Origin of the sequence: Lutibacter oceani (assembly GCF_003384935.1) — a bacterium.
Taxonomy (GTDB): domain Bacteria; phylum Bacteroidota; class Bacteroidia; order Flavobacteriales; family Flavobacteriaceae; genus Lutibacter; species Lutibacter oceani.
In genome coordinates, this window is the sequence record NZ_QTTQ01000009.1 from 1,135,035 (window position 1) to 1,160,292 (window position 25,258).

Annotated in this window: 23 protein-coding genes; 9 read left to right on the forward strand and 14 right to left on the reverse strand. The window is 28.6% G+C overall.

Annotation, left to right across the window (positions count from 1 at the left end):
- Positions 1-245 precede the first annotated feature (245 nt).
- The 7 genes from BX611_RS05010 to BX611_RS05040 form a co-directional block, all read right to left on the reverse strand.
- Positions 246-2,627: a ribonucleoside-diphosphate reductase subunit alpha gene (locus BX611_RS05010; protein ID WP_115878693.1), complete on the reverse strand. Its 2,382-nt coding sequence runs from the start codon at positions 2,625-2,627 to the stop codon at positions 246-248.
- A gap of 121 nt (positions 2,628-2,748) precedes the next feature.
- A complete protein-coding gene (locus BX611_RS05015; protein ID WP_115878695.1) occupies positions 2,749-3,720 on the reverse strand; it encodes a ribonucleotide-diphosphate reductase subunit beta in 972 nt (323 codons plus the stop codon).
- 315 nt (positions 3,721-4,035) lie between these two features.
- The gene (locus BX611_RS05020) at positions 4,036-4,938 is read right to left on the reverse strand and encodes a hypothetical protein (protein ID WP_115878697.1); all 903 of its coding nucleotides are present in this window, start codon (positions 4,936-4,938) and stop codon (positions 4,036-4,038) included.
- An 11-nt stretch (positions 4,939-4,949) separates the two neighbouring features.
- On the reverse strand, positions 4,950-6,152 hold the full coding sequence (locus BX611_RS05025) for a hypothetical protein (protein WP_115878699.1): 1,203 nt from the start codon (positions 6,150-6,152) through the stop codon (positions 4,950-4,952).
- Between the two features lie 8 nt (positions 6,153-6,160).
- The gene (locus tag BX611_RS05030; RefSeq protein WP_115878701.1) at positions 6,161-7,897 is read right to left on the reverse strand and encodes an OmpA family protein; all 1,737 of its coding nucleotides are present in this window, start codon (positions 7,895-7,897) and stop codon (positions 6,161-6,163) included.
- A gap of 129 nt (positions 7,898-8,026) precedes the next feature.
- Positions 8,027-9,631 (reverse strand): LuxR C-terminal-related transcriptional regulator, encoded by a 1,605-nt coding sequence (locus BX611_RS15185; protein ID WP_115878703.1) that lies wholly within the window; start codon positions 9,629-9,631, stop codon positions 8,027-8,029.
- Between the two features lie 84 nt (positions 9,632-9,715).
- Positions 9,716-10,282, reverse strand: a complete 567-nt coding sequence (locus BX611_RS05040; RefSeq protein ID WP_115878705.1) for a DUF3109 family protein — start codon at positions 10,280-10,282, stop codon at positions 9,716-9,718.
- Positions 10,283-10,370: 88 nt separating this feature from the next.
- On the opposite strand from BX611_RS05040, the gene BX611_RS05045 reads away from it, so the two are divergent.
- Complete coding sequence (locus tag BX611_RS05045) at positions 10,371-10,952, forward strand: MarC family protein (RefSeq protein ID WP_115878707.1); 582 nt, start codon at positions 10,371-10,373, stop codon at positions 10,950-10,952.
- 11 nt (positions 10,953-10,963) lie between these two features.
- On the forward strand, positions 10,964-11,575 hold the full coding sequence (locus BX611_RS05050) for an FAD-dependent oxidoreductase (protein WP_115878709.1): 612 nt from the start codon (positions 10,964-10,966) through the stop codon (positions 11,573-11,575).
- 38 nt (positions 11,576-11,613) lie between these two features.
- Here the strand turns inward: BX611_RS05050 and glmS are convergent, their stop codons facing one another.
- The 3 genes from glmS to BX611_RS05065 are packed head-to-tail and all read right to left on the reverse strand — an operon-like array spanning position 11,614 to position 15,852.
- The gene (gene glmS, locus BX611_RS05055) at positions 11,614-13,467 is read right to left on the reverse strand and encodes a glutamine--fructose-6-phosphate transaminase (isomerizing) (RefSeq protein ID WP_115878711.1); all 1,854 of its coding nucleotides are present in this window, start codon (positions 13,465-13,467) and stop codon (positions 11,614-11,616) included.
- A 13-nt stretch (positions 13,468-13,480) separates the two neighbouring features.
- A complete protein-coding gene (locus tag BX611_RS05060) occupies positions 13,481-15,016 on the reverse strand; it encodes a DUF4270 domain-containing protein (RefSeq protein ID WP_115878713.1) in 1,536 nt (511 codons plus the stop codon).
- A 29-nt stretch (positions 15,017-15,045) separates the two neighbouring features.
- The gene (locus tag BX611_RS05065) at positions 15,046-15,852 is read right to left on the reverse strand and encodes a glycogen/starch synthase (RefSeq protein ID WP_115878715.1); all 807 of its coding nucleotides are present in this window, start codon (positions 15,850-15,852) and stop codon (positions 15,046-15,048) included.
- Between the two features lie 107 nt (positions 15,853-15,959).
- Here BX611_RS05065 and panC point away from each other — a divergent pair, with 107 nt between their 5' ends.
- Genes panC through radA form a run of 4 tightly spaced genes read left to right on the forward strand, consistent with a single transcriptional unit; the run spans position 15,960 to position 19,566 of the window.
- On the forward strand, positions 15,960-16,799 hold the full coding sequence (gene panC / locus BX611_RS05070) for a pantoate--beta-alanine ligase (RefSeq protein ID WP_115878717.1): 840 nt from the start codon (positions 15,960-15,962) through the stop codon (positions 16,797-16,799).
- Between the two features lie 38 nt (positions 16,800-16,837).
- The gene (gene panD, locus BX611_RS05075) at positions 16,838-17,188 is read left to right on the forward strand and encodes an aspartate 1-decarboxylase (RefSeq protein WP_115878719.1); all 351 of its coding nucleotides are present in this window, start codon (positions 16,838-16,840) and stop codon (positions 17,186-17,188) included.
- Positions 17,189-17,190: 2 nt separating this feature from the next.
- Positions 17,191-18,168: a lysylphosphatidylglycerol synthase transmembrane domain-containing protein gene (locus BX611_RS05080; protein WP_115878721.1), complete on the forward strand. Its 978-nt coding sequence runs from the start codon at positions 17,191-17,193 to the stop codon at positions 18,166-18,168.
- 39 nt (positions 18,169-18,207) lie between these two features.
- Complete coding sequence (gene radA / locus BX611_RS05085; protein WP_115878723.1) at positions 18,208-19,566, forward strand: DNA repair protein RadA; 1,359 nt, start codon at positions 18,208-18,210, stop codon at positions 19,564-19,566.
- A gap of 47 nt (positions 19,567-19,613) precedes the next feature.
- Here the strand turns inward: radA and BX611_RS05090 are convergent, their stop codons facing one another.
- Positions 19,614-20,360: a uroporphyrinogen-III synthase gene (locus tag BX611_RS05090; protein ID WP_115878725.1), complete on the reverse strand. Its 747-nt coding sequence runs from the start codon at positions 20,358-20,360 to the stop codon at positions 19,614-19,616.
- 17 nt (positions 20,361-20,377) lie between these two features.
- The gene (locus BX611_RS15295; RefSeq protein ID WP_115878727.1) at positions 20,378-21,040 is read right to left on the reverse strand and encodes a DUF4271 domain-containing protein; all 663 of its coding nucleotides are present in this window, start codon (positions 21,038-21,040) and stop codon (positions 20,378-20,380) included.
- A 70-nt stretch (positions 21,041-21,110) separates the two neighbouring features.
- Here BX611_RS15295 and BX611_RS05100 point away from each other — a divergent pair, with 70 nt between their 5' ends.
- The 3 genes from BX611_RS05100 (at position 21,111) to BX611_RS05110 (ending at position 23,642) form a co-directional block, all read left to right on the forward strand.
- Positions 21,111-21,830 (forward strand): polyprenol monophosphomannose synthase, encoded by a 720-nt coding sequence (locus BX611_RS05100; protein WP_115878729.1) that lies wholly within the window; start codon positions 21,111-21,113, stop codon positions 21,828-21,830.
- Positions 21,831-21,844: 14 nt separating this feature from the next.
- Positions 21,845-23,194, forward strand: a complete 1,350-nt coding sequence (locus BX611_RS05105; RefSeq protein WP_115878731.1) for a dihydroorotase — start codon at positions 21,845-21,847, stop codon at positions 23,192-23,194.
- Positions 23,195-23,270: 76 nt separating this feature from the next.
- Complete coding sequence (locus tag BX611_RS05110) at positions 23,271-23,642, forward strand: DUF4296 domain-containing protein (RefSeq protein ID WP_181897233.1); 372 nt, start codon at positions 23,271-23,273, stop codon at positions 23,640-23,642.
- Here BX611_RS05110 and BX611_RS05115 read toward each other — a convergent pair whose 3' ends face one another.
- A complete protein-coding gene (locus BX611_RS05115) occupies positions 23,643-24,179 on the reverse strand; it encodes a GNAT family N-acetyltransferase (protein ID WP_115878735.1) in 537 nt (178 codons plus the stop codon).
- Positions 24,180-24,183: 4 nt separating this feature from the next.
- Complete coding sequence (locus BX611_RS05120) at positions 24,184-25,191, reverse strand: NAD-dependent epimerase/dehydratase family protein (RefSeq protein ID WP_115878737.1); 1,008 nt, start codon at positions 25,189-25,191, stop codon at positions 24,184-24,186.
- Between the last annotated feature and the right edge of the window lie 67 nt (positions 25,192-25,258).

The window sequence follows — 25,258 nt, forward strand, 5'->3', positions numbered from 1 at the left end:
AAACAGGTAGTAAAAGTACAAATAAATAATAAACCTAAATATAAAAAAAGCCTTAATAAAATATTTTATTAAGGCTTTCAAGTATTGGGTTGACTATTTATTCAGTTTAATAACACATTTAAATAGTTCTTTAAGAAACAGAATATTAATTGAGTCAAATATCACTAAAAAACTAAACGTTTATCTTTTTAAGAAAATTTCTTATTCACAAGATATTAACATTTCAATATTTTTTAATAAAATTTTTAAGAACCACACATTTCACAATCGTCAGGATTGTTTTGTGAAGCAATTAACATGGCCTTTAATTCTTCTGGTGTTAAAGGTGTTTCTTCTTGTTTCTTTTTATTTGAAAGTGTAAACTGAATTGCATTTACAGCACTTTTTGTACGTAAGTAATACATTCCTGTTTTTAAACCACTTTTCCAGGCATAAAAATGCATAGATGTTAATTTAGAATAATTTGCATCTTGCATAAAAAGGTTTAATGATTGTGATTGATCTATAAAATAGCCTCTTTGGCGAGACATGTCTATAATATCTTTCATACTCATTTCCCAAACTGTTTTATACAAATCTTTCAAATTTTGAGGAATAACATCAATATGTTGAATAGATCCGTTTGCACGCATAATATCCTCTTTCATTTCATTATTCCACAAACCAAGTTCAACCAAATCTTCCAATAAGTGTTTGTTAACAACAATATATTCGCCACTTAATACACGACGCGTATAAATATTTGAAGTATACGGTTCAAAAGCCTCATTGTTTCCTAATATTTGAGAAGTTGAAGCTGTAGGCATTGGTGCTACTAAAAGCGAATTTCTAACACCGTTTTCTAACACCTCTTTTCTTAAAGATTTCCAATCCCAACGACCACTTAAATCATCTTCTGAAACTCCCCACATATTAAATTGAAATTCACCTTGTGACATTGGCGAACCTTCATATGTTGAATAAGGTTCTTTCACTTTTGCTATTTCCATTGAAGAAGTGACTGCAGCAAAATAGATAGTTTCAAAAATTTCTTCATTTAATTTTTTAGCTTCATCACTTGTAAAAGGCATACGCAACATAATAAAAGCATCTGCTAATCCTTGAATTCCTAAACCAATTGGTCTGTGGCGAAAGTTAGAATTTTCAGCTTCTTTAACGGGGTAGTAGTTACGATCTATAACTGTATCTAAATTACGTGTAATCTTTTTAGTAACATTAAACAGTCTTTGGTGGTTGAAAAATTTATTTCCTTTTTCATCTTGTTCTATAAACATTGGAATTGCAATTGAAGCTAAGTTACAAACAGCAACTTCATCTTTTGCGGTATATTCCATTATTTCTGTACATAAGTTAGATGAACGGATTGTACCCAAGTTTTTTTGATTTGATTTTCGGTTAGCAGCATCTTTGTATAACATATATGGGTTGCCCGTTTCAATTTGAGCTTCCAATATTTTTTCCCAAAGACTTCGAGCTTTTATAGTTTTACGTCCTTTACCTACTTTTTCATAACCAGTATATAATTTTTCAAATTCATCACCATAAGTATCAAATAAATGAGGACATTCATTAGGGCACATTAAGGTCCATTCGCCATTTTCTTCAACACGCTTCATAAATAAATCTGGAATCCACATAGCGTAAAATAAATCGCGCGCACGCATTTCTTCAGCTCCTGTGTTTTTACGTAAATCTAAAAAGTCAAAAACATCAGCGTGCCAAGGTTCCATATAAATTGCAAAAGAACCTTTACGTTTTCCTCCACCCTGATCTACATAACGAGCGGTATCATTATAAACTTTTAACATTGGCACAATTCCATTTGAAGTTCCATTTGTACCTCTAATATAAGATCCAGTTGCACGAACATTGTGAATAGATAATCCTATTCCACCAGCAGATTGTGAAATTTTAGCAGTTTGTTTTAAAGTGTCGTAAATACCATCAATACTATCATCTTGAATCTGTAATAAAAAGCATGATGACATTTGTGGTTTTGGTGTTCCAGAGTTAAATAATGTTGGTGTAGCATGTGTAAATATTTTTTTAGACATTAACTCATACGTTTCAATGGCTTCATCAATATCATTTTGATGAATTCCTATGGCAACACGCATTAACATGTGCTGTGGGCGTTCTGCAATTTCACCGTTTAATTTTAATAAATAAGAACGTTCTAATGTTTTAAAACCAAAATAATCGTATCCAAAATCTCTATTATAAATAATAGTTGAGTCTAATTTTGCGGCATTATCTTTTATTACTTTATAAGTTTCATCAGATAAAAGAGGTGCTTTTTTACCAGTACGTGGATTTACATAGTTGTATAAATCCGTCATTACTTCAGAAAAAGTTTTTTTAGTATTTTTATGTAAGTTTGAAACGGCTATACGAGCAGCTAAACGTGCATAATCCGGGTGTTGTACAGTCATAGTAGCAGCAGTTTCAGCAGCTAAATTATCAAGTTCGGAAGTAGTTACACCATCATATAAGCCTTCAATAACTCTCATAGCGACCTTTACAGGATCAACAAGTTTATTTAAGCCATAACACATTTTTCTTACTCTTGCTGTAATTTTATCAAACATTACAGGCTCTTTTCTTCCGTCTCTTTTTAGTACAAACATTGGTTATAAATTGGTTTTATTAGTTAATATTTATTGAATACAGCTATGCTATTGATTTTTGAAAAAAATCAAATTTCAATTGGGGTTTATTGTAATTTGAAAAAAGGTTTATTGTAATTACCTAAAAATCAGCATCAAAACTTATATCTCCAGTTCCTCCAGATTTTACTCCAGCTTTTTGATATTCTGAAACGCGTTTTTCAAAGAAATTGGTTTTTCCTTCTAACGAGATCATTTCCATAAAATCAAACGGATTTGAAACGTTATAAACTTCATCACAACCAAACTCTGAAAGTAATCTATCAGTTACATATTCAAGATACTGAGTCATTAATTTTGCATTCATTCCAATTAAACTAACCGGTAATGATTCTGTTATAAATTTGCGCTCAATATTTAATGCATCAACAATTATTTCTGTAATTCTTTCTTTTGGCACCTTATTTACAATGTGGTTATTGTGCAAGTGCACAGCAAAATCACAATGTAAGCCTTCATCACGAGAAATTAATTCATTTGAAAAAGTTAATCCAGGTAATAAACCTCTTTTTTTCAGCCAGAAAATGGAGCAAAAACTACCTGAAAAGAAAATGCCTTCAACAGCAGCAAAAGCGATTAAACGTTCTGCAAAACTTGGACTGTCAATCCATTTTAATGCCCAATCTGCTTTTAATTTTATAGCAGGAAAAACCTCAATTGCTCTAAATAACTCATCTTTTTCAACTTCTTTTTTAACATATGTATCAATTAATAATGAATACACTTCAGAATGAATATTTTCCATCATTATTTGAAACCCATAAAAGAATTTTGCTTCAGAATATTGTACTTCACTAACAAAATTTTCTGCTAAATTTTCGTTTACAATACCATCTGAAGCGGCAAAAAATGCTAAAATATGTTTTATAAAGTAGCGTTCGTCATCATTTAATTTTGTTTCCCAATCTATTACATCTTGATGTAAATCGATTTCTTCAGCAGTCCAAATACTTGCCTCTTGTTTTTTGTACCATTCCCAAATATCATGATGTTGAATAGGGAATATTACAAATCGATCTTTATTTTCTTGTAAAATTGGTTCAATAAATGACATTTATAGTACTTTTTTTGTATTGTTAAATTAAGGTTAATTTTCGTTGAAACGAGAGAAACAAATATTGAAAAAAAACCAACATAAAAAAAGTGCACTTATCCACATTTATTAATAAGTTTTTAACATTTTATTAAAATGCACTATTTTAACCTATTATATAAATATCTGAATATCAATTGCATAAATTATTAAAAAAGTGCTGAGTAGTTGGTTTTGCTGACATTTTTTAATTATCTTAAAAGTAAAAAAGAGCACTTTTTTTGTGCTCTTTTTTATAAAAAAAGTGGTGATATTACTATTAATTATATATATAAATTAATTTCCTTTTCTCATTTTTGCCATTTTTTGAATCATATTATAGGTTTGGCGCAATTCATCTTCACTCATATGTTGCATTTCCTCATCATCTTTATCTGAAAGGGCCATTTTTTTCCATTCTTCAAAAGAAAGTTTACTTAGCTTATCCATGTTAGCATCCATATCTTCCATATTGTCCATGTCAAAATTCATTTCTTCATTACTAAAAAAGCTTTCTTCCTTTTTTATTGGAAAATCCGGAAGTTTAAAATACTTATCAGGTACAGCTATATTAAATTCAATATTTGTTGCTTTTTTTGAAGTTGTAATACCCATAACAGTAGTTTCAATTTTAAGTGTAATATGTTTGTGAACCCATTGTTTTACACCCATAGCTTCCCAAATTTCACAAGGATAGCCCATATAATTTTCTTCACCAATTTTTTTACCTCCAAGGCTTTTCACCATTTCTTTTCCGGTATCTCCTGCATCAGAATCTGGGTGAAATGCGGTTATCATATCAATTGGTATAGATCTTTTTGCAGTAATTTCTTTTCTTTCAAAATTAACTGTATACCATTCACCATTATCTAATTTATTAACAGTATGTTTAGTGGTTGTTTCTTCTTTAGTTTTTCCAAAGAATTTAATATGGGTTGTTTCAGATGATTTTTCATCTTTTAATTCTATAGCACCCCAATCTTTAAAGTAAATTGTTTCAGTACCAGTTCCAGTCATGGTACTTCCTAATATTTTACCTGAAATAGTAGAGGTAAAATGAATGATTCCAGATTCAACTTGATAGCGTTTTAGCTTATTTTGTTCAATTTTTACTGCCAAGCTATCTGCTGGTTTGTTTTCGTTTCCTTTACAACTTATAGTAATTATAAACAATGCGAGTATGATATTTATTTTTTTCATTTTTAATAATTTTATTTAATTTCTTGTAATTCGTATTTGAAATAATGACCAAAATTTCCTGTTTTCTCTTTTATAATTTTGGCTAATATTCCAGGCTTGTTGGTAATCATCCAAATTTTAATTTTTTCATCAAAACTTCCAAGAGCTTCAATAATTGTGCAGTTAAAAGTGCCTGCAGGAGTTGTAATTTCTTCTTCGCCAACAACTCTAAATGTATCACCTTCTAAAGGATATAATTTGTTGTACTCGTCATAGTTATTAGGTGGAAGTGCGGTGTCTTCTGGGAGATTATAGCTATCGTATCCATTAAATATATTATCAATACTTAAAGTTTGTTCATCTTCTTTTACAACTACATTTGCTGTAAGTGTTTTATTTTTAAATATTTCAGTATCTTCAATTAATACGGAATAGTTATACACTAATTGATTTACAACACTTAAATTTTCCATCATTTTATAAAAATCTTTCCAAGGTAATTTTTCCTCATCATCATAATAGTTGTAATCTCCATTTTCATTATAAAAATCTTCTTCAGAAAAAGATAAGTGTTCAATTTTAGAAGCTTGATTTATTTCTTTTTTAAAAGAATAGCTAGTGTTATTATTTTTTAAAGAAATTTCATCACCTGAACTATTAATTACCTTATTTAAGCCTTTTAAATGCTCTAAAGAAAATCCAATAAGGATTACTGTTTTTCCATTTTTATTAAAAATCCAAGTTCCTTTGCTAGTTGATTGAGTATATTCATCTTTTTCTATTAAAACAAATTCATCTGGAGAATTGAACGATAGTATTTGAACAATATCAGAATCTTTATTGACTAGTTTCCAAGTTCCGAGTAAGCCAGAAGTTGCATTTGCTTCAGTAATTTGATTTTTATTAATTTTTTGGTAAAATGCTTTTTCATCATCTTTTATACTAACTAATTCTTTTTCAGATAGGTTTAAAATTTTTGCTTCTCCATTAAAATCTTTGTCAAATTCAGATTTAGTTATAATTGAATGTTTTTTTTTACTGTACTCCCAAGTTCCAACCTCTATTCCCATTACAATAAATTTTCCGTTCTCATTATAATCAAAAATTTGATAAGGATTTTGAATTTTAGTTCCAACCTCTACTTTTGTGAGTAGCCAGTTGCCGACTAATTTTTCTTTTTGTGAATAGCAAAATGACGTAAATACTAATATAAATAATAGTATAAAATTTTTCATAGGAATTGTTATTTTAAAATTTTTAAAATAGCAGTTTCTCCATTATATAAAGTTGCAGTTTTGCTATCTTGAATACCCAAATGGAAATCTTTTTCAGAATAAATTACGTCTTCAGTTTTACCTTTATCTAAGTCACATGTGTAAGTTCCTTGGATTTCTAAATTATTAGATTTACTAAGTACAGAGCCGTTATAATTGTAAGTTACATACTTAACAGTAAGCTTGTGGTTGTCATTTTCATCAACATCTAAAATTTCCATTTTACCTAAATTTCCATCGGAAGTAGCATATAAAATTATAGTTCCTTTGCCGTTAATACTGCCTGAATTATTTGAAATAGGAATATTTATACTTTCTGGTAATGATTCAAGTTTAATTGCAATTGTTTTTTTATCAAGTTGATTAAAAGCTGAATTATTGTTATTTGTAGTAGTACTATTTGTTGAAGTTGTTCCTGAAAATTTTACAAATTCTACACGTCTGTTATTGGCTTTTCCTTCTGGAGTTGTGTTATTATCAATTGGTTTGCTTTCACCAAAACCTGTATATTTAAGTCTACTTTCTGAAATTCCCATTTCAGTTAATTTATCCATTACAGATTTCCCTCGTGCTTCTGATAGTGTTTGGTTGTTTGCATCATCTCCATCGCTATCAGTATGACCTTCAACACTAAAATTAATTGTAGGATTATCAACCATTAATTGATAGATTTCATTAATTGGCCCCATACTTTCTGGTTTTAAGGTTGCTTTGTTTGTATCGAATTTTATACCATTTACAATAATTTTTCCTTCGGAAAGTACACGATCATAATATTTTACACCACCTTTTGCAATACGAAAATTTTTCATGTATTGAATATCTTCAGGTTTATCGGCAGCATAACCATCCATTTCAAAAGTGATGCCCTTTGGATTTCCATTAGCGTGAGGAATATTTATTAAACGAGTTTCATCAATATAAACTTTTAATTTTCCTTTTGTATATGCAATAGAAAAATGACGCCAACCACCATTTTTACTCCAATTTCCTTTTTGATCAGGAATTGTTCCAGACGAGTCTCCTATAGTAACTGAATTATTGTAAAAATGGATTGTTTTGTTTTCGTTATTTCTTTGATTTTTTTTATCAAAAAAATCTAAAAATATTCTTCGGGCATATTCAGGTCTAAAATAAGCATCAAATTCAATGGTAAAAATTTCTGGTAAATAATCGTCTTTAGCATTTTTTAAATAAGGTACAACTGATCCTCCTTGTGGAAAACTAATTACATTTGTACCATCAACATTTATTATTTCAGCATTTCCTTCATTTAAATCCCATCTGCTGGGAAATTCCCCATTTTCTTCATCGGTACTTGGTTCATCTTCATAAATAACTTCATCTCCAGGAATAAAATCAAATCTACTCCAAACAACGTTTGGTTTATTTGATTTTTCGACTACATCATTTACGTTTGTATTATTTGAGTTATTTGCATCTTTTAAATTTTTATTGCTATTTCCCTCATTTTCTGTAGTTTTTTCTTTGCTTTTTCCATCTAAAATACCTTCTGCCTTGTCAAACTCTTTATCAATTTTTTTGTTTACACGGCGTTCTGCACGTTTTTCTGCTTCACGTTCAATTTTCTTTTCAGCTTTTTCCTTTAATTTTTTTAGAAATTGAGCTTCAGATTGGTTAGGGATTAAAAAGAATAATCCAAAAAGAAGTAAAATTTTAGGAAGTAAAAGTTGTTTGTTTTTCATTTTAAGTAATTTTTAATTTATAACATAAAATTACTTTAATGAGCTAATTAGGCATTCATTTGTTTAAGTGATAAACCTCACCTTTTAGGGTGATTTTATAATTGGAAGTCCAATAAAACTAGGTTTAATTTAAATGCCAATCTTTTTTAAAGCTTGAATTCTGTTTTTAACATCAAGTTTTAAATAGATATTTTTTATGTGTGTTTTTATGGTGTTTTGCGAAACAAATAATTGTTCTGCAATTTCAATATTTGAATACCCTTTTGAAATAAGTGTTAATACTTCAATTTCTCGTTTTGATAAATCAAACTCGCTGTACTTTTCAATAAAATATTGTTTTGAAAGCGAAGATTTATTTTCTACTTTATCTTTTAATTGATTAATTTGATTTAAATACATCTGTAATTCAGAATTTTTTTGTTCTATTTCCAAATCAGAATTTTTTCTGTAAAGATTTAACAAGTATAAAAGCCCAATAATTCCAATTAAACTAATTGATGAAATAATAATTAATTTATTAAATGTTGTTTTTGCTTTGTTTTTACTTTGTTCGTTTTCTAAAGCCAATTGCTGTATTTGTTTGTCTTTTTTAGCACTTTCGTATTCAATTTGAGTACTTATTATACTTTTTTGTGATGATTCATTTAATATGCTATCCTTAAAAGTTGTTGCAATTTTTTGTGACTCTAAAGCTTTTTTAAAATTTTTAGTTAATGTATAATAGTCAACTAAACTTTTATAACCTAAAGTAATATTTTCTTTCGATTTTATATTTTTTGCATTATTTAAACCAAGAGTTATATTGTCTATTGCTTCTTTAAAATTAGCTAAGTTTAATTGATTTTTTCCAATATTTATTAAGGTATTGCTTAAGTAACGAATATTGTTTGAATTAGTAAAAGTGGGTATTGCTTTTTTGTAATATTCTGTTGAGGCCATATAATCACCTTTTTTTTGAAATAACAAACCCAATAAATTATACCTAATGGCTTCACTTGCTTTATGTTTATATTTTTTAGTTAAATCTAAAGCGTTATTTATATAATAATAAGCAGAATCATAAGATTTTTTGTATAAAAAACACTCTCCAATGTTTGATAAACTGTATTCTTGACCTTTTATGCTGTTATTTTTTAAATCTAACGCATAAACTCTTTTAAAATAGTGGAGCGCTTTATCGTACTCTTCAATATCAATAAATACATTTCCAATACCATTTAGGGCAATAGTTATACTTCTTTCATGTTTAAATTTTTCTGAAAAATCCAATGCCTGAAAATAGTATTGAAAAGCTTCTTTTTCAAGATTTACTTTTCGGTAAGTAACACCTAAATTATTTAAGCATTTAATTATCAGTAAAGTATCTGATGTTTTATTTAGGTAGTTTAAGGCTCTTTTATGGTATGAAATTGCGTTGTTAAAATCGTTATTTTTTCTAGCGTTAAGACCTTTTCTGTCATAACTTTCACCTAAACCTTTTAAATAGAATATTTTTTCTGAAACAATAATTGCCTCATCAATTATTGCTTCATTTGCTTGGTTGTTTTTTATAGCTAGTTTGTAAAGAGTTATTAAGCTCTCCACTTTAGAAATTGTATTTGGTTTTACTTTAAGTTCTAGAAAAAGACTATCGGTAGAAGAAGTTTTCAGGTTATTTTTTTGGCTAAAAATTGAACCAGAAATTAAAAAGGCTAGTATTAATATGGGATAACTGAAATAGTAAATTTTACTCATAGCTAAAAAAATCCTATTGCTGTAAATTTACAAAATAGTTGAATTTTATATGCTATTAAAGTATCATTTAATTATAAAAAAATGTTAAGTGTTAAATGAATCAGCAACTTTTTCAAGTTCTGCATACCAGTTTTTTCCAAATTTTCTAATAAGTGCCTCTTTTACAAATTTATATACAGGAACTTGAAGTTCTTTTCCTAAAACACAAGCGTCATCACAAATTGGCCATTTATGGTAATTTACAGCAGTAAACTCGCTATATTCCATGAGTCGGACAGGATATAAATGACAAGATATTGGCTTTTTCCATTTAATTACTCCTTGATTGTAGGCTTCTTCAATTCCACATTTTGCGGTATTATTTTTATCGAAAATAACATAAGCACAATCTTTATCATTAATTAAAGGAGTTTCATATTCTCCTTCATTAGTAATAAAAAGCCCTTGATTTTCAATAGCTTCTATGCCTTCTTTTCTTAAAAATGGCTTTATTCTTGGGTATATATCCAATAAAATTTGCAGTTCGTTTTCTTCTAATGGTGCTCCAGCCTCACCATCAATACAACATTTACCTTTACAGGCATTTAAATTACAGACAAAATCTTTTTCGATAATATCTTCAGAAACGATTGTTTTTCCTAGTTGAAACATTTGGCAAAAATAAACTTTTTACACTAATTTTGGTATTTATAAATAAGGTTTATCTACTTTTGCCGACCTTAAATTAAAATAGAAGTATATGTTAGTTGATATTAAAGAAATAATTACTGGAACAATGGTGTTATTCGCTGTAATAGATGTTATTGGAAATATTCCAATAATTATTGATTTACGCGATAAATTTGGTCATATTCATTCTGAAAAAGCCTCTATTATTGCTGGAATAATAATGATTGCATTTTTGTTTTTAGGAAAAAGTATTTTAAATTTAATAGGTATTGATGTAAATTCTTTTGCAGTTGCAGGGGCTTTTATTTTATTTTTTATTGCTTTAGAAATGATTCTAGGAATATCGCTTTATAAAGAGGAAGAAACTAATGCTAGAACCATTTCTATTTTTCCATTGGCTTTTCCATTAATTGCTGGCCCAGGTAGTTTAACAACCTTACTTTCCTTAAGGGCGGAGTTTGAAACCATTAACATTGTTATTGCAATAATTATAAATATGATTTTTATGTATATAGTGCTTAAAACATCTAATAAATTAGGTAAATTTATAGGTGAAAATGGTATTTTAATTATTAGAAAAATATTTGGGGTAATTCTTTTAGCTATAGCAGTTAAATTATTTGCATCTAATATTCAAGGATTAATCTCTTAAAAAAACAAATTATGAATTCTTTTGATGTTTTAATTATTGGAGGAAGTGCAGCAGGGTTATCTTGTGCATTAATTTTAGGATCTGCAAAGGGGAAACCATTTGCTGAAGGTAAAAGAATAGGAATTATTACCCATCAAAAAAGTTCTGCATTAAATACTGCCGAATTAAACAATGTATTGGGTTTTAAAAAAGGAACAAAAGGTGCTGATGTTCTTAAAGAAGGGTTGAATCAATTAACAGATTTATATCCTGATGTAGTTCAAATTGATAAGGAAAAAGTTTTATCAGTTACTGGAGAATCTCCAAATATTATTGTAACAACAAATAAAAATGAATATGTTGCCACTACAGTTGTAGTTGCTGTTGGTCCATCTAATATGTTTGCAATTGAAGGGTTAATGCAATATGTTGTTCCTCATAAAAGTATTCCTGCTCAAAAAGAAAAAATTATGCTTAAAAACAGTAATCATTTAGTTACAGAAGGTATTTTTGTTGCTGGAGTTTTAGCAGGTTGGAGAAGTCAGTATGCTATTGCAGCAGGAAGTGGAGCGCAAGTAGCTACCGATATTTTAACAAGTTGGAATCAAGGAAATCATACAATGATACACGATGTTATAGCATAAAAAAATCCAGTTTAAACTGGATTTTTATGTTGTAACTATTATTCCACTGTAACGGATTTCGCTAAATTTCTTGGCTGATCTACATTACAACCTCTCATTACGGCTATATAATAGGATAATAATTGTAGCGGAATTGTACTTAATAAAGGTGAAAAAGCTTCTTCAGTTTCTGGAATTTCAATTACGTGATCTGCAATTTCTTTCACCAAAACATCTCCTTCAGTAACAATGGCTATAATTTTACCCTTTCTAGATTTTATTTCTTGAATATTGCTAACAACTTTTTCATAATGTCCTTTTTTTGTTGCAATTACTATAACTGGCATAGATTCATCAATTAAAGCAATTGGACCGTGCTTCATTTCTGCTGCTGGATAGCCTTCAGCGTGTATATATGAAATTTCTTTTAATTTTAAAGCACCTTCTAAGGCAACTGGAAAATTATAACCTCTTCCTAAGTATAAACAGTTTGGAGCATCTTTATAAATAGCGGCTATTTTTTCAATTTCAGTATTAATTTTTAACAATTCCTCTACTTTTGAAGGGATTAACTTTAATTCTTGCAGGTAATTATGAAACTTAGAATTTGAGAGTTCTCCTTTTAAGTGTCCAAGTTTTAAAGCAATTAATGAAAGTACTGTTATTTGTGTTGTAAATGCTTTTGTTGATGCCACACCAATTTCAGGACCCGCATGTGTATAAGCGCCAGAATCTGTTTCTCTTGCAATTGATGAACCAACAACATTACAAATACCAAATACAAAAGCACCTTTAGATTTTGCAAGTTTAATTGCAGCTAGTGTATCAGCAGTTTCCCCAGATTGAGAAATGGCTATTACAATATCATTTTTGTTGATAATTGGATTTCTATATCTAAATTCTGATGCGTATTCTACTTCAACAGGAATTCGGGCAATATCTTCAAAAAGGTATTCACCAACTAAACCAGCATGCCATGAGGTTCCACAAGCAACTATTATTATACGTTTAGCATTTAAAAATTTGGTAATGTTATTATCTACACTTCCCATTTTTATAATGCCTTTATCTGCTAAAAGTCTACCCCTGTATGTATCTGAAATTGCATGAGGTTGTTCATGTATTTCTTTTAGCATAAAGTGATCGTAACCACTTTTTTCTATTTGTTCTAAATTAAGTTTTAACTCTTGAATATTGGGTTCAACAAAAGAATCGTCATTTATTTTTCTAATTCTAATGCTTTTTCCAAGTTTTATAATTGCTAATTCTTCATCATCAAGGTAAATAGCATCCTTAGTATACTCAATAAATGGTGATGCATCTGAAGCTACAAAAAACTCCTTATTATCATCGCCAATACCAATTGCTAAAGGACTTCCTAAACGTGCAACTATTATTTCATTTGGGTTGTTAACATCATAAACTGCAATTGCATATGCTCCAACAACATTTGTAAGTGCTAATTGAACAGCTTTACCTAATTTACAATTATTTTTTAGCTGAACTTCTTCAATTAAATTAATTAAAACTTCGGTATCAGTATCACTACTAAAAGTGTATCCCCTTTTAATAAGTTCTTTTTTAATGGTATCATAGTTTTCAATAATCCCATTATGAACAATAACTAAATTTCCTGTATTTGATATGTGTGGATGTGAGTTTACATTATTTGGAACACCGTGAGTTGCCCAACGTGTATGGCCTAAAGCTAAATGACCATTGGTATTGTTTTTTTTTGCAATTTTTTTTAAATCGGATACTTTACCTTTAGTTTTAAATAGTTTTAATTTATTTTCAGATGAAGTTAAAACTATTCCGGCACTATCATAGCCTCTATATTCTAATCGCTGTAAACCATTAATAACTATTGGATATGCTTCTCTAAATCCTAAATACCCAGTAATTCCACACATAAAAAGCTAAATTTTAATTGTTTAAATCTGTATAAGAAATTTCAAGTTTAATTCTGTTATCTCCAGCGTTTACATTATTGTTAAATAAAACAACACCTTTAGGATTCCAACTATAATTTTTTATTAAAAGATCTGTAATACTTGTTGGATCATCTGAAGAATTATATACTTTTATACCAAGTTTAACTAAATCAACAGGATCATCAGATTTTAATAATTCAGAAATATAATCGGTAATCTTAAATTCATATTTATAAGGATTTCCGTCTTCGTCTCTTTCTAAATCGCCACCAACCATTGCAATTCCTTCTGAAATCATATCCAAAAGTTGTGTGTGGTCATCATAATTATAGATAAAAAGCTGTTCTGGAATTTCGTTGGTTGATGCATTTTGATCTACATAAACAGTTAAACTCGCATCTGTTATTAACCAATTATTGTTTCTAAGTTCTGAAATATCTTCATTTGAAAATAATTCTACCGTAGCAATTGATCCTGCAGCACCTTGAAGGTATAATCTTTCATCTCCAGAGAGTTTAGAATTTGTGTAATCTCTGTTAAATACATTTGATTTTATACTTCCAAATGGAAAATTGTATTGATGTTTGGTTCTAACACCTTGTTCTCCTGTTGTACCATTTCCATTTAAATCTTCATCTGTATCTTCATCTTGATCTTTAGAAAAATAAATGGTCATTTTAGCTGAAGACATATTTAACGAAATTAAGTGAGATTGTTCATTAGCCAATTCACTTGCTTCAATATAAAATCCTCTGAAAAAATGGGCAAAATTTTCGCTATTCACAAACTCAGTATTTCCTGGGTTATCTACAAAAAGTTGCTTTACTAATTCTTCATTTAAAGGAATGTTAATTGAAGGGCTTAAGTCGTCTTGTTGAATGGTATCGGTATCATACATTGTTAATCCATCGTTTAAATATCTTTTAATATATGTAACAGTATCGTTAGCATTTATTTTAAAGTTATTTGAATAAAATGGTGTATCACCTTTTTGAAATTCTTTATCAGAATAATAAACAGCATTTTTTGAAGGGTCTTCTGGGTCTAGTGTGTTTAAAAAGGTTTTTAGTTCAAAAACACTTAATTTAAATTCAACATCGGCATCTCCAAAAACTGAATCTATTGAAAACTTTGGTTTTCCATCAGAATAATCTTCAGTTTCTCTAGTTGATTGATATGGAATATTTATAATTACAGAATCAATTAAAGCATTATTTCCATAGCCTAGCACATAAGTTTCACCAAATGTTGGCAGTGTAAGTTGGGTAACAATTGAAGCTTTTAATTTTCCAAATTCTTCATCAGCATAAACTCCAAGCAAATATTGTGGTAATATATTTGCAGGTACTTTATCAATGTTTTCATTTGAAGTTATAACTTCAGATATTAAGCTATTAGTATTAAATTTATTATTATCTACTAGATTTACTCCAATATTTTCAATTTCTTTTTCACAAGAAATGATTGTAAAAAATACTAAAGAAAATATCCCTAAGTATTTAAATGTACTTACAACTTTTGTTGTCATATTATAAATTAATAATTGTTAAGATTAAACTATAAAACACTATTTAAATAAAATTCTGTATATGCATTATCAAATTCTTCAATAGGAAAATAATCTAATACAGGTTTATCACTTGTTTTTAAATATTCTAATAAATCATCAGGAAGGTTTTCACTTGCTTTAATTACTGCGTCAGAATTTTCAACAGCATTTATTAAAATATTTGTATAGTTTGGATTGGAGATAGTTTCAATTTTTGATGCGTCAATGTTATCAAACATTATTTTTTTACTAAAATCCTTACTTAAGGAACCTTCAAACCCATTATTATAAAGCGATGTTACAATTTTACTGTCAGTAAATAATGGATCGTTTTTATAAAATTCCTTAATATATAAAGGTAAAAGTGAAGCCATCCAGCCATGTACGTGGATAATATCTGGAGACCAGTTTAATTTTTTTACGGTTTCTACAACACCTTTAGCAAAAAATATTGCTCTTTCATCATTATCACTAAATAGTTTGTTATCTTCATCCGAAAACAATGCTTTACGCTTAAAGTATTCATCATTATCAATAAAATAAACCTGCATTCTTTCTTTTGGAATAGATGCAACTTTAATAATTAAAGGCATATCCATATCATTAATAACCAGATTCATACCAGATAAGCGAATAACTTCGTGTAGTTGATGCCTTCTTTCATTAATTAAACCGTAACGTGGCATAAAAATACGTGTTTGCCCACCTTTACCATGAATCATTTTTGCAGCTTCAAACGAAGTTGTTGATAATTCATTTTCAGGTAAGTAAGGAACAACTTCTGATGAAACAACTAAAACTCTCTTATCTTTCATAATCCAATCCTTTATTTTAAAGATTATGCAAAATTACGAAAATTTATGTAGATTTTGGCTTGAAAAATGTAAGTTTGCACGCTTTTAACGTTTATTAACAAATACACATGTTAGTTTTTGCTAAAATAAAATCTGTTCAACAAAAAATAGAATCTTTAAAAAAAGGAACTTCTGTTGGTTTTGTGCCAACTATGGGAGCGCTTCATCAAGGACATTTATCATTAATACATCAAGCAAAAAAGGAAAATGACATTGTTGTTGTTAGTATTTTTGTAAACCCAACTCAATTTGATAAGCAAGAAGATTTAATCAATTATCCAAAAACTATTGATAAGGATTTATCGCTGCTAAAATCAGTTTATTGCGATATTGTTTTTGCACCAGCAGCAAATGAAATTTATGCAAATGATATAAAATCTCAAGCGTTTGATTTTGATGGATTGGAATTTCAAATGGAAGGGAAATTTAGAGATGGACATTTTAATGGAGTAGGAACAATTGTAAAGCGTTTGTTTGAAATTGTGAAACCTACAAAAGCTTATTTTGGTGAAAAAGACTTTCAGCAGTTGCAAATTATTAGAAATATGGTGAAAAAGCACCAAATTCCTGTTAAAATTGTTGGTTGTGATATTTATAGAGAAGAAGATGGTTTGGCAATGAGCTCTAGAAATGCCAGGCTGACAAATGAGCATAGAAAGGTTGCACCATTTATATTTAAAACTCTTAAAGAAGCAAAAATTAAGTTTGGCACAAAAAATGCATCAGAAGTTGTAAGTTGGGTTGAAAGTGAGTTTAAAAAACAGCCTTTATTAGAATTAGAATATTTTGAAATTGCTGAAGAAAACACACTTTTAACAATTAAAAACAAAGATCCTAAGCAAAAATACAGAGCGTTTATAGCTGTTTTTGCTGGAAAAATTAGACTTATTGATAATATAAGTTTATAAACATGAATACATTAACACAAAATTATTAATTTTGCACCATGCAAATAGAAGTAGTAAAATCAAAAATTCACAGAGTTAAGGTTACCGGAGCCGATTTACAATATATTGGTAGTGTAACAATAGATGAAGACTTAATGGATGCTGCCAATATTATTCAGGGAGAGAAAGTACAAATTGTTAATATTAACAATGGTGAACGCCTTGAAACTTATGCTATTCCTGGTCCTAGAAAAAGTGGAGAAATTACATTAAATGGTCCTGCAGCTCGTAAAGTGGCAAAAGGAGATATAGTAATTATAATTTCTTATGGTATTATGAATTTTGAAACAGCAAAATCATTTAAGCCAACACTAATTTTTCCAAATGAAAACGATAATTCGTTAACATAAGTTTGAATAAAAAAATTAAAAAAACAGTTTTTTTAATACTCCCAATAGCCTTGGGAGTATTTTTAATTTGGTACTCTTTGTCAAAACTATCACCTTCTGATGTTGAGTCTATAAAAACCTCCTTTAAAACGGCTAATTATTGGTGGGTTTTAGTTTCTTTAATTTTCGGAATATTAAGTCATTTGTCCAGAGCATATCGTTGGCAATTTTTATTGGAACCTTTAGGTTATAAACCCAGATTTGCTAATAGTATTATGGCAGTTTTAATTGCCTATTTACTAAATTTATTTATACCAAGATCTGGTGAGTTTGCAAGAGCTGCAAGTGTAAAAAAGTATGAAAATATTCCTTTTGAAAAGGCCTTTGGAACTATTGTAGCTGAAAGAGTTGCCGATGTAATTATTTTGCTTTTAATTATTGGTGTTGCTTTCTTTTTTCAAACAGAATTAATAAGTAGTTATATTTTTAAAGAAGACCAATCTAGTAGTATTTATTATAAAATAGTTGTTTTTGTTGTATTGCCTTTAGTTGGGTTTTTTATATATCGATTTTTAAAAAAATCTAAAAATCCATTTATAATAAAGGTAATTTCTTTTGTAAACGGGTTAATTGATGGAGCTAAGAGTATTTTTACCATGAAAAAGAAGTGGGAATTTATATTTCACACTATTTTTATTTGGGTAATGTATGTACTTATGTTTTATGCAGTAACTTTTGCTTTACCGGAAACTACCAACTTACCTTTTGCAGCAATAATAGTTGGCTTTGTTGTAGGAGGTTTAAGTATGGCATTAACAAATGGAGGTTTAGGAACTTATCCATTACTTGTTGCTGGTGCACTGGTTTTGTATAAAGTAGAGCACAATCCTGCATTAGCTTTTGGATGGATTATGTGGACAGCTCAAACCATAATGGTAATCTTATTTGGAAGTCTTTCATTAATATTAATTCCAATTTATAATAAATACCTCGAGAAATAGGTATTTCTTTATATATTTACTTTTTCAATTTTTATAAAAATGGCTAAAACAAAAACTTCTTTTTTTTGTCAAAATTGTGGTGCGCAATATGCAAAATGGTTAGGACAATGCACTTCTTGTAAAGAGTGGAATACTATTGTTGAAGAAGTTATTCAGAAAGAAGAAAAAAGAAACTGGAAACAAACCGCTTCAGTAAAAAAAACAAATAAAGCTTTAAAAATAAATGAAATCCAATTGGATAAAGAAGATAGGATTTCAACTAAAAATAACGAGTTAAATAGAGTTTTAGGAGGAGGGTTGGTTAAAGGTTCTATGACACTTTTAGGCGGTGAACCCGGTATTGGAAAATCTACATTATTATTACAAATAGCATTAGCTATTCCAAAAAAAGTATTATATGTTTCAGGGGAGGAAAGTCAGTCGCAAATTAAAATGCGTGCTGAGCGACTTCAAATTAAAAATACCAACTGTTTAATTTTAACCGAAACAAATACACAACATATTTTTAGAGCCATCGAAGAAGTACAACCAGAAGTTGTTGTAATCGATTCAATTCAAACCCTACATACGGAATATATTGAAGCCTCACCAGGTTCTATTTCACAAATAAGGGAAACTACGGCTGAACTTATAAAATTTGCAAAAGAAACTGCCACACCAGTACTTTTAATTGGTCATATTACTAAAGATGGAAATATAGCAGGACCAAAAATTTTGGAACATATGGTGGATGTAGTATTGCAATTTGAAGGAGATAGAAATCATACATACCGTATTTTACGAGCCAGTAAAAATCGTTTTGGTTCTACTGCTGAACTTGGAATTTACGAAATGCAAAGTATTGGTTTACGTGAAGTTGATAATCCTTCTGAAATATTAATTTCTCAAAAAGAAGACGATTTAAGTGGTACGGCAATTGCGGCAACTTTAGAAGGAATGCGACCTTTAATGATAGAGGTTCAGGCATTAGTAAGTACTGCTGTTTACGGTACACCCCAACGTTCAGCAACAGGTTACGATACAAAAAGATTAAATATGTTGTTAGCTGTATTAGAAAAACGAGCTGGTTTTAGACTAGGCGCAAAAGATGTTTTTTTAAATATAGCCGGTGGAATTAAAGTTGATGACCCAGCTATTGATTTAGCAGTTATAAGTGCTATTTTATCTTCAAATGAAGATGAGGCCATTCCTCAAGATTTTTGTTTTGCTGCAGAAATAGGTTTGGCAGGCGAAATTAGACCGGTAAACCGGGTGGAACAAAGAATTTTAGAGGCTGAAAAACTTGGTTTTAATAAAATATTCATTTCAAAATTTAATAAAATAAGTTCAAAAAACCATAGTATTAAAATTGTTCGGGTTACTAAAGTTGAAGATATTTACGCAAATTTATTTGCATAAAAAAAACCGAGTTTTAGACTCGGTTTTTTTATAGGTAATGTTATAAACTATTTTTTGTTTACTTCTAAAATATATTTTTCCAAAGCCATAGTCATAGAAGGTGTTTCTGGAGTTGGTGCTTCAATATTACATTTTAAGCCAGCCTCTGTTGCAGCTTTTACTGTTGAATTTCCAAAAACGGCAATTCTAGTATTATTTTGCTGAAAATTAGGGAAATTTTGAAATAAGGAATCTATTCCTGAAGGGGAAAAGAAAACCAAAATATCATAAAATACATTTTCTAAATTAGATAAGTCACTTACAACAGTTTTAAATAAAATAGCTCTAGTCCAATTAACTTCAAGTTCATTTAAAGTTTCAGGAACAATGTCTTTTAATTTATCAGATGAAGGTAAAAGAAACTTTTCATCTTTATATTTTTTAATAATTTTAGATAATTCCGGAAAAGTACGTTGGCCAACATAAATTTTACGTTTTCTATAAACTACATACTTTTGCAAATAGTAAGCAACTGCTTCAGATTGACAAAAATATTTCATAGTATCTGGCACAGTAAATCTCATTTCTTCTGCAACTCTAAAAAAGTGATCAACAGCATTTCTACTAGTTAAAATAATGGCTGTATAGCTTCTTAAATCAATTTTTTGAGTTCTAACTTCTTTTGCAGAAACTCCTTCAACATGAATAAAAGGCACAAAATCAATTTTAACTTTTTGCTTTTCTATTAAATCTGTATATGGAGAATTTTCCGTCTTGGGAGCTGGCTGAGAAACCAAAATTGTTTTCACTTTCATAAACTTCAATTTTGTCTTTAAATCGTTAGTTTTAAAATAATTACTATAGGTACTATTTCAAGTGCGCAAAGGTACAAAATAAAATAAAACAAGTTATTAAATATCAACTTTTTATTATTTATTAGTAAAAGACCATACCTTATTATTAATAGAAAAAGAAAAACAGCAAGCGTTATTTTAAAAATTAAATCATCAAATTGTTTTGTGTAAGTAGATAAGATTAATAGGGGTAATATCCATAAAATCAAGTTATTAAAATAACTTATTTTTTGAAATGAAATTTTTTGATGAACGGATTTTATATCAAAAATGAAAGCTAGAAAAATTCCAGTTAATAAACGAAAAGCAAAATACAAACTTACTCCTATAGCAATTGCTATATATAATTTTAAACCTGCAAAGCCAATTTTTAAACCTAAAAATCCATTTAAATAATATAACAATAAAGCAATAGTTAAAAGCTGAACAATAAAAAAAAGTATTTGATAAAGGTTGAAGAAAATATTTTTTTCTTTATTAAAATAGGAAAGCATGTTCTTTTTCTTAAAAAAAAAGGAACTTGTCTTTAGCAATCTATTTTCAAATAAAAATTTTTCAATTGTTAAAATTGAAAGAATTATTAAAAAAACAAAAGTAATCCAGTCGTTATTTAAAATAGTTATTTTTTCTGCACCAATCATTAATCAATGATAAAATTTTAAGGCAAAATTAGTAATAATTTGTTTTATCTTTGCCGCATAATTTTTCTATATGTCAAATACATTAGTAATAATACCAACTTTTAATGAAAAGGAAAATGTTGAATCAATTATTAGAGCAGTATTTAGTCAAAAAAAACAGTTTGATATTTTAATTGTTGATGATAATTCTCCAGATGGAACTGGAGATATTGTAAGCGAATTGCAAAAGGAGTTTCAACAATTATATTTAGAAGTAAGAACTGAAAAAAAAGGCTTAGGGACCGCTTATATACATGGTTTTAAGTGGGCTTTAGAAAGAAATTATGATTTTATTATTGAAATGGATGCAGATTTTTCTCATAATCCAAAAGATTTAATTAAATTGTATAAAGCTTGTGCTGAAGATGGTGCTGACTTTTCAATAGGTTCAAGGTATTTAAACAATAAAATAAATGTAGTAAATTGGGATATTAAAAGGTTGTTTTTATCTTACTTTGCTTCAAAATATGTGAAAATTGTAACAAGAATACCAATTTTTGATACCACAGCTGGTTTTGTTTGTTACAAACGTAAAGTTTTGGAAAGTATAGATTTAGATAAAATTAAATTTGTGGGGTATGCTTTTCAAATTGAAATGAAATTTAAAGCTTGGAAACACAATTTTAAGCATAAAGAAGTTTCTATAATTTTTACTGATAGAAAAAGAGGAACATCAAAAATGAGTGGATCAATAATTTCAGAAGCTATTTTTGGTGTCATTAAAATGAGAATGCAAGGATTGCCAAAATAAAGAAAGAGAAAAATATGGGGTTAACACTTATTAAAAACGCTCAAATTGTTAACGAGGGTAATATATTTGAAGGCGATGTATTAATTGATGGTGAATATATTGTAGATATTGATATCTCAATAAGTTCAAAATCTTCTGATACTGTGGTTATTGATGCTGAAGGAAAATTTTTAATTCCTGGAGTAATAGACGATCAGGTGCATTTTAGAGAGCCAGGACTTACTCACAAAGCAACTATTGAAACAGAAAGTAAAGCTGCGGTAGCTGGAGGAATTACTTCATTTATTGAAATGCCAAATACGGTTCCGCAAGCAACTACACAAGAATTACTGGAAAAAAAGTTTGAAACAGCTTCAAAAACGTCTTATGCAAATTATTCTTTTATGTTTGGTGGAACAAATGATAATTTGGACGAGTTGTTAAAAACAAATCCAACAAATGTTGCAGGAATAAAATTATTTTTAGGATCTTCAACAGGAAATATGTTGGTTGATGATGCTGTTGTTTTGGAAAAGATTTTTTCTTCAACAAAAATGCTTATTGCAGTACATTGTGAAGATGAAGCAACTATAAAAGCTAATTTAGAAACTTATTTAAAGGAATATGGAGATGACATTCCTATTGAAATGCATCCTAAAATTAGAAGCGAACAAGCTTGTTATTTATCATCTTCAAAGGCAATTGAATTGGCAAAAAAAACAGGTGCACGTTTGCATGTGTTTCATTTATCAACTGAAAAAGAAACCAAGCTTTTTACAAATAAAATACCTTTAGAGAAAAAGCAAATTACAGCAGAAGTTTGTGTACATCATTTAACCTTTGATGATAGAGATTACAAATCAAAAGGAACATTAATAAAATGGAATCCGGCAGTAAAAACTGAAAAAGATAAAGAAGGTTTATGGAAAGCATTGCTTGATGATAGAATTGATGTAATTGCAACAGACCATGCGCCACATACAATTGAAGAAAAAAAGCAAGTATATACAAAAGCTCCTAGCGGTGGTCCATTGGTTCAACATGCGCTACCAGCAATGTTGAAGGAATACAGAAACGATAAAATTTCAATAGAAAAAATAGTTGAAAAAATGTGTCATAATCCTGCTATTATTTTCAAAATTGAAAAAAGAGGATTTATAAAAAAAGGATTTTATGCTGATTTGGTTTTAGTTGATATAGCTTCACCTTGGACCGTAAAAAAAGATAATATTTTGTATAAATGTGGTTGGTCTCCTTTTGAAGGCACAACTTTTTATTCAAAAATTACACATACTTTTGTAAATGGAAACCTTATTTATAATAACGGAAAATTTAATGATACAATAAAAGGCAAAAGATTGTTGTTTAATAGAACAAATGAATAAATTTATTTACATAGTACTTATTAGTTTTTTATTGTTGAATTGTACTAGTAATACAATTTTAAAAAAACCGGATAACTTGATTCCAAAAGATCAAATGGTTGATTTATTAACCGATCTTTTTATAGCTATGAATGCTCAAACAACTAAAAATATTGATTTAAAAAGAAATGTAAATTACTTTCCATTGGTTTTTGAAAAGTATAAAATTGATAGCACACAGTTTAAGGAAAGTAATTATTATTATACCTCTAAGGTAGATGATTATGATGATATTTTAAACGAGGTTCAAGTACGTTTAGAAACTTTAAATGAGGTTTATAAAAAAGAAAAAAAGCTTAAAGATTCAATAGAAACTGTTACAAAAAAAATTGAGGACTCAATTAAAAGAGTTGAAGGAATTAATAAACCCATTACAAAACCAATATTTAAATCTAAAATTAAAAAATAATTAGTGGTTTTCTATTTTATATAAAACACAATCTTTTAAGTTTTCAGATTCCAAAAGTAAAGGGTGCATAAAATTTTTAACTTTTTTTAATCCTATTTTCTTCATTACATTTTCTGAAACTATATTAATTTTTGGTGCAATAGCATATATTTCATTTAAATTTAAATGTGTAAAAGCATATTCTAAACACTTTTTTGCGCCTTCAGTTGCAAAACCTTTATTCCATGCTTTTTTATGTAGTCTCCAACCAATATCTATACAAGGAGTAAAGTCAGCATCATAATTTTGTTCAGAAAGTCCAATAAAACCAATAAACTCATTATTTTTAATTGTATCAACTGCAAAATAGCAAAACCTTTTTTCAATAAATTGTTGTTGCATTTTTTTAATAAATAATACAGTATCAGTTTCAGAAAGTGTTTTAGGGAAAAATTTCATAACTTCTTTATCTGAGTTTATTTCAGCCATTTTTTTGAAATCAGATTTTTCCCAATTTCTAAATCCTAACCGTTGTGAAGTAAATATATAATTTGACATATTTTTATAAATCTTTCAGATAAAATTTACAGACTTCATTAATACTTGTTGAAATAGGTTGAAATTTAAAATCCAGGGTGTTTTTTATTTTTTCAGAAGAAAAATAACGTTTTTGGTGAATTGATTTTGATGATTGTTTTGTTAGTAATGGAGGTTTTTTTATTAAAAATGATTTAACCTTTTCAATTCTCCAGCCAATTTCACTCATTAATTTTGTCACTTTTATAGAGGGTATATTTTTATTGAAATTTATAGCAATTTTAGTAAATATATCTTGAAAACTATTGTTTTCTGCAACTAAAATAAAACGCTCGTTTTGCACATCGCTTTTCATTAAAAGCCGCATTGTTTTTACTACATCATTTACTGAAACATAACCGGTAATTCCTTCAGAATAAAATTTAAAGCCTTTGTAAATTTTATCAAATATTTTTCCCGATCCGTTTTTCCAAAACCCAGCACCTAAAATAACACCCGGATTAACAATAATAACTGGAATTCCTTCTTGAGAAGCACGCCAAACTTCCATTTCAGCGCCATATTTTGAAATGGCATACCCGTAATTACTTTTTTCAATGTCCCATTCATTGGTTTCATCAATAGGTTTTTTATGTATTGATTTTCCAACAGCGGCAATAGAGCTAACAAAGCAGAGTTTCCGAATGTTATTTTCAATGCTAAAATTTACAATATTTGCAGTGCCCTCAATATTGATTTTTCGCAATTTCTTATAATCATTAGGGTTGAATGAAACCAACGCCGCGGCATGGTATACTTCTGTAACATTTTTAAAAGCAATTTCTAATGTAATAACATCTGTAATATCTGCTTCAATCCATTGTATTTTATTAAATAACATTTCAAAATCTTCAGAAAAATAGCTAAATACATTTTTTACAGCTTGTAAATTGCTTTTTTTTCTATAAATCGCTTTTACCGTATCATTTTCCAAAGAAAGTTGATACAATAAATGAGAGCCTACTAAACCTGTTCCACCTGTAACTAATATCATAAAACGAATGTAACAAAAATGTTTATTTAAAGTTATTTCTACAAAGTAAAATTTTATCTTTGCTGAA

Coding starts and splice junctions, on each gene's coding strand:
- BX611_RS05010 (WP_115878693.1), bottom strand. CDS start 2,627: ATGTTTGTACTAAAAAGAGACGGAAGAAAAGAGCCTGTAATGTTTGAT.
- BX611_RS05015 (WP_115878695.1), bottom strand. CDS start 3,720: ATGTCATTTATTGAACCAATTTTACAAGAAAATAAAGATCGATTTGTA.
- BX611_RS05020 (WP_115878697.1), bottom strand. CDS start 4,938: ATGAAAAAAATAAATATCATACTCGCATTGTTTATAATTACTATAAGT.
- BX611_RS05025 (WP_115878699.1), bottom strand. CDS start 6,152: ATGAAAAATTTTATACTATTATTTATATTAGTATTTACGTCATTTTGC.
- BX611_RS05030 (WP_115878701.1), bottom strand. CDS start 7,897: ATGAAAAACAAACAACTTTTACTTCCTAAAATTTTACTTCTTTTTGGA.
- BX611_RS15185 (WP_115878703.1), bottom strand. CDS start 9,631: ATGAGTAAAATTTACTATTTCAGTTATCCCATATTAATACTAGCCTTT.
- BX611_RS05040 (WP_115878705.1), bottom strand. CDS start 10,282: ATGTTTCAACTAGGAAAAACAATCGTTTCTGAAGATATTATCGAAAAA.
- BX611_RS05045 (WP_115878707.1), top strand. CDS start 10,371: ATGTTAGTTGATATTAAAGAAATAATTACTGGAACAATGGTGTTATTC.
- BX611_RS05050 (WP_115878709.1), top strand. CDS start 10,964: ATGAATTCTTTTGATGTTTTAATTATTGGAGGAAGTGCAGCAGGGTTA.
- glmS (WP_115878711.1), bottom strand. CDS start 13,467: ATGTGTGGAATTACTGGGTATTTAGGATTTAGAGAAGCATATCCAATA.
- BX611_RS05060 (WP_115878713.1), bottom strand. CDS start 15,016: ATGACAACAAAAGTTGTAAGTACATTTAAATACTTAGGGATATTTTCT.
- BX611_RS05065 (WP_115878715.1), bottom strand. CDS start 15,852: ATGAAAGATAAGAGAGTTTTAGTTGTTTCATCAGAAGTTGTTCCTTAC.
- panC (WP_115878717.1), top strand. CDS start 15,960: ATGTTAGTTTTTGCTAAAATAAAATCTGTTCAACAAAAAATAGAATCT.
- panD (WP_115878719.1), top strand. CDS start 16,838: ATGCAAATAGAAGTAGTAAAATCAAAAATTCACAGAGTTAAGGTTACC.
- radA (WP_115878723.1), top strand. CDS start 18,208: ATGGCTAAAACAAAAACTTCTTTTTTTTGTCAAAATTGTGGTGCGCAA.
- BX611_RS05090 (WP_115878725.1), bottom strand. CDS start 20,360: ATGAAAGTGAAAACAATTTTGGTTTCTCAGCCAGCTCCCAAGACGGAA.
- BX611_RS15295 (WP_115878727.1), bottom strand. CDS start 21,040: ATGATTGGTGCAGAAAAAATAACTATTTTAAATAACGACTGGATTACT.
- BX611_RS05100 (WP_115878729.1), top strand. CDS start 21,111: ATGTCAAATACATTAGTAATAATACCAACTTTTAATGAAAAGGAAAAT.
- BX611_RS05105 (WP_115878731.1), top strand. CDS start 21,845: ATGGGGTTAACACTTATTAAAAACGCTCAAATTGTTAACGAGGGTAAT.
- BX611_RS05115 (WP_115878735.1), bottom strand. CDS start 24,179: ATGTCAAATTATATATTTACTTCACAACGGTTAGGATTTAGAAATTGG.
- BX611_RS05120 (WP_115878737.1), bottom strand. CDS start 25,191: ATGATATTAGTTACAGGTGGAACAGGTTTAGTAGGCTCTCATTTATTG.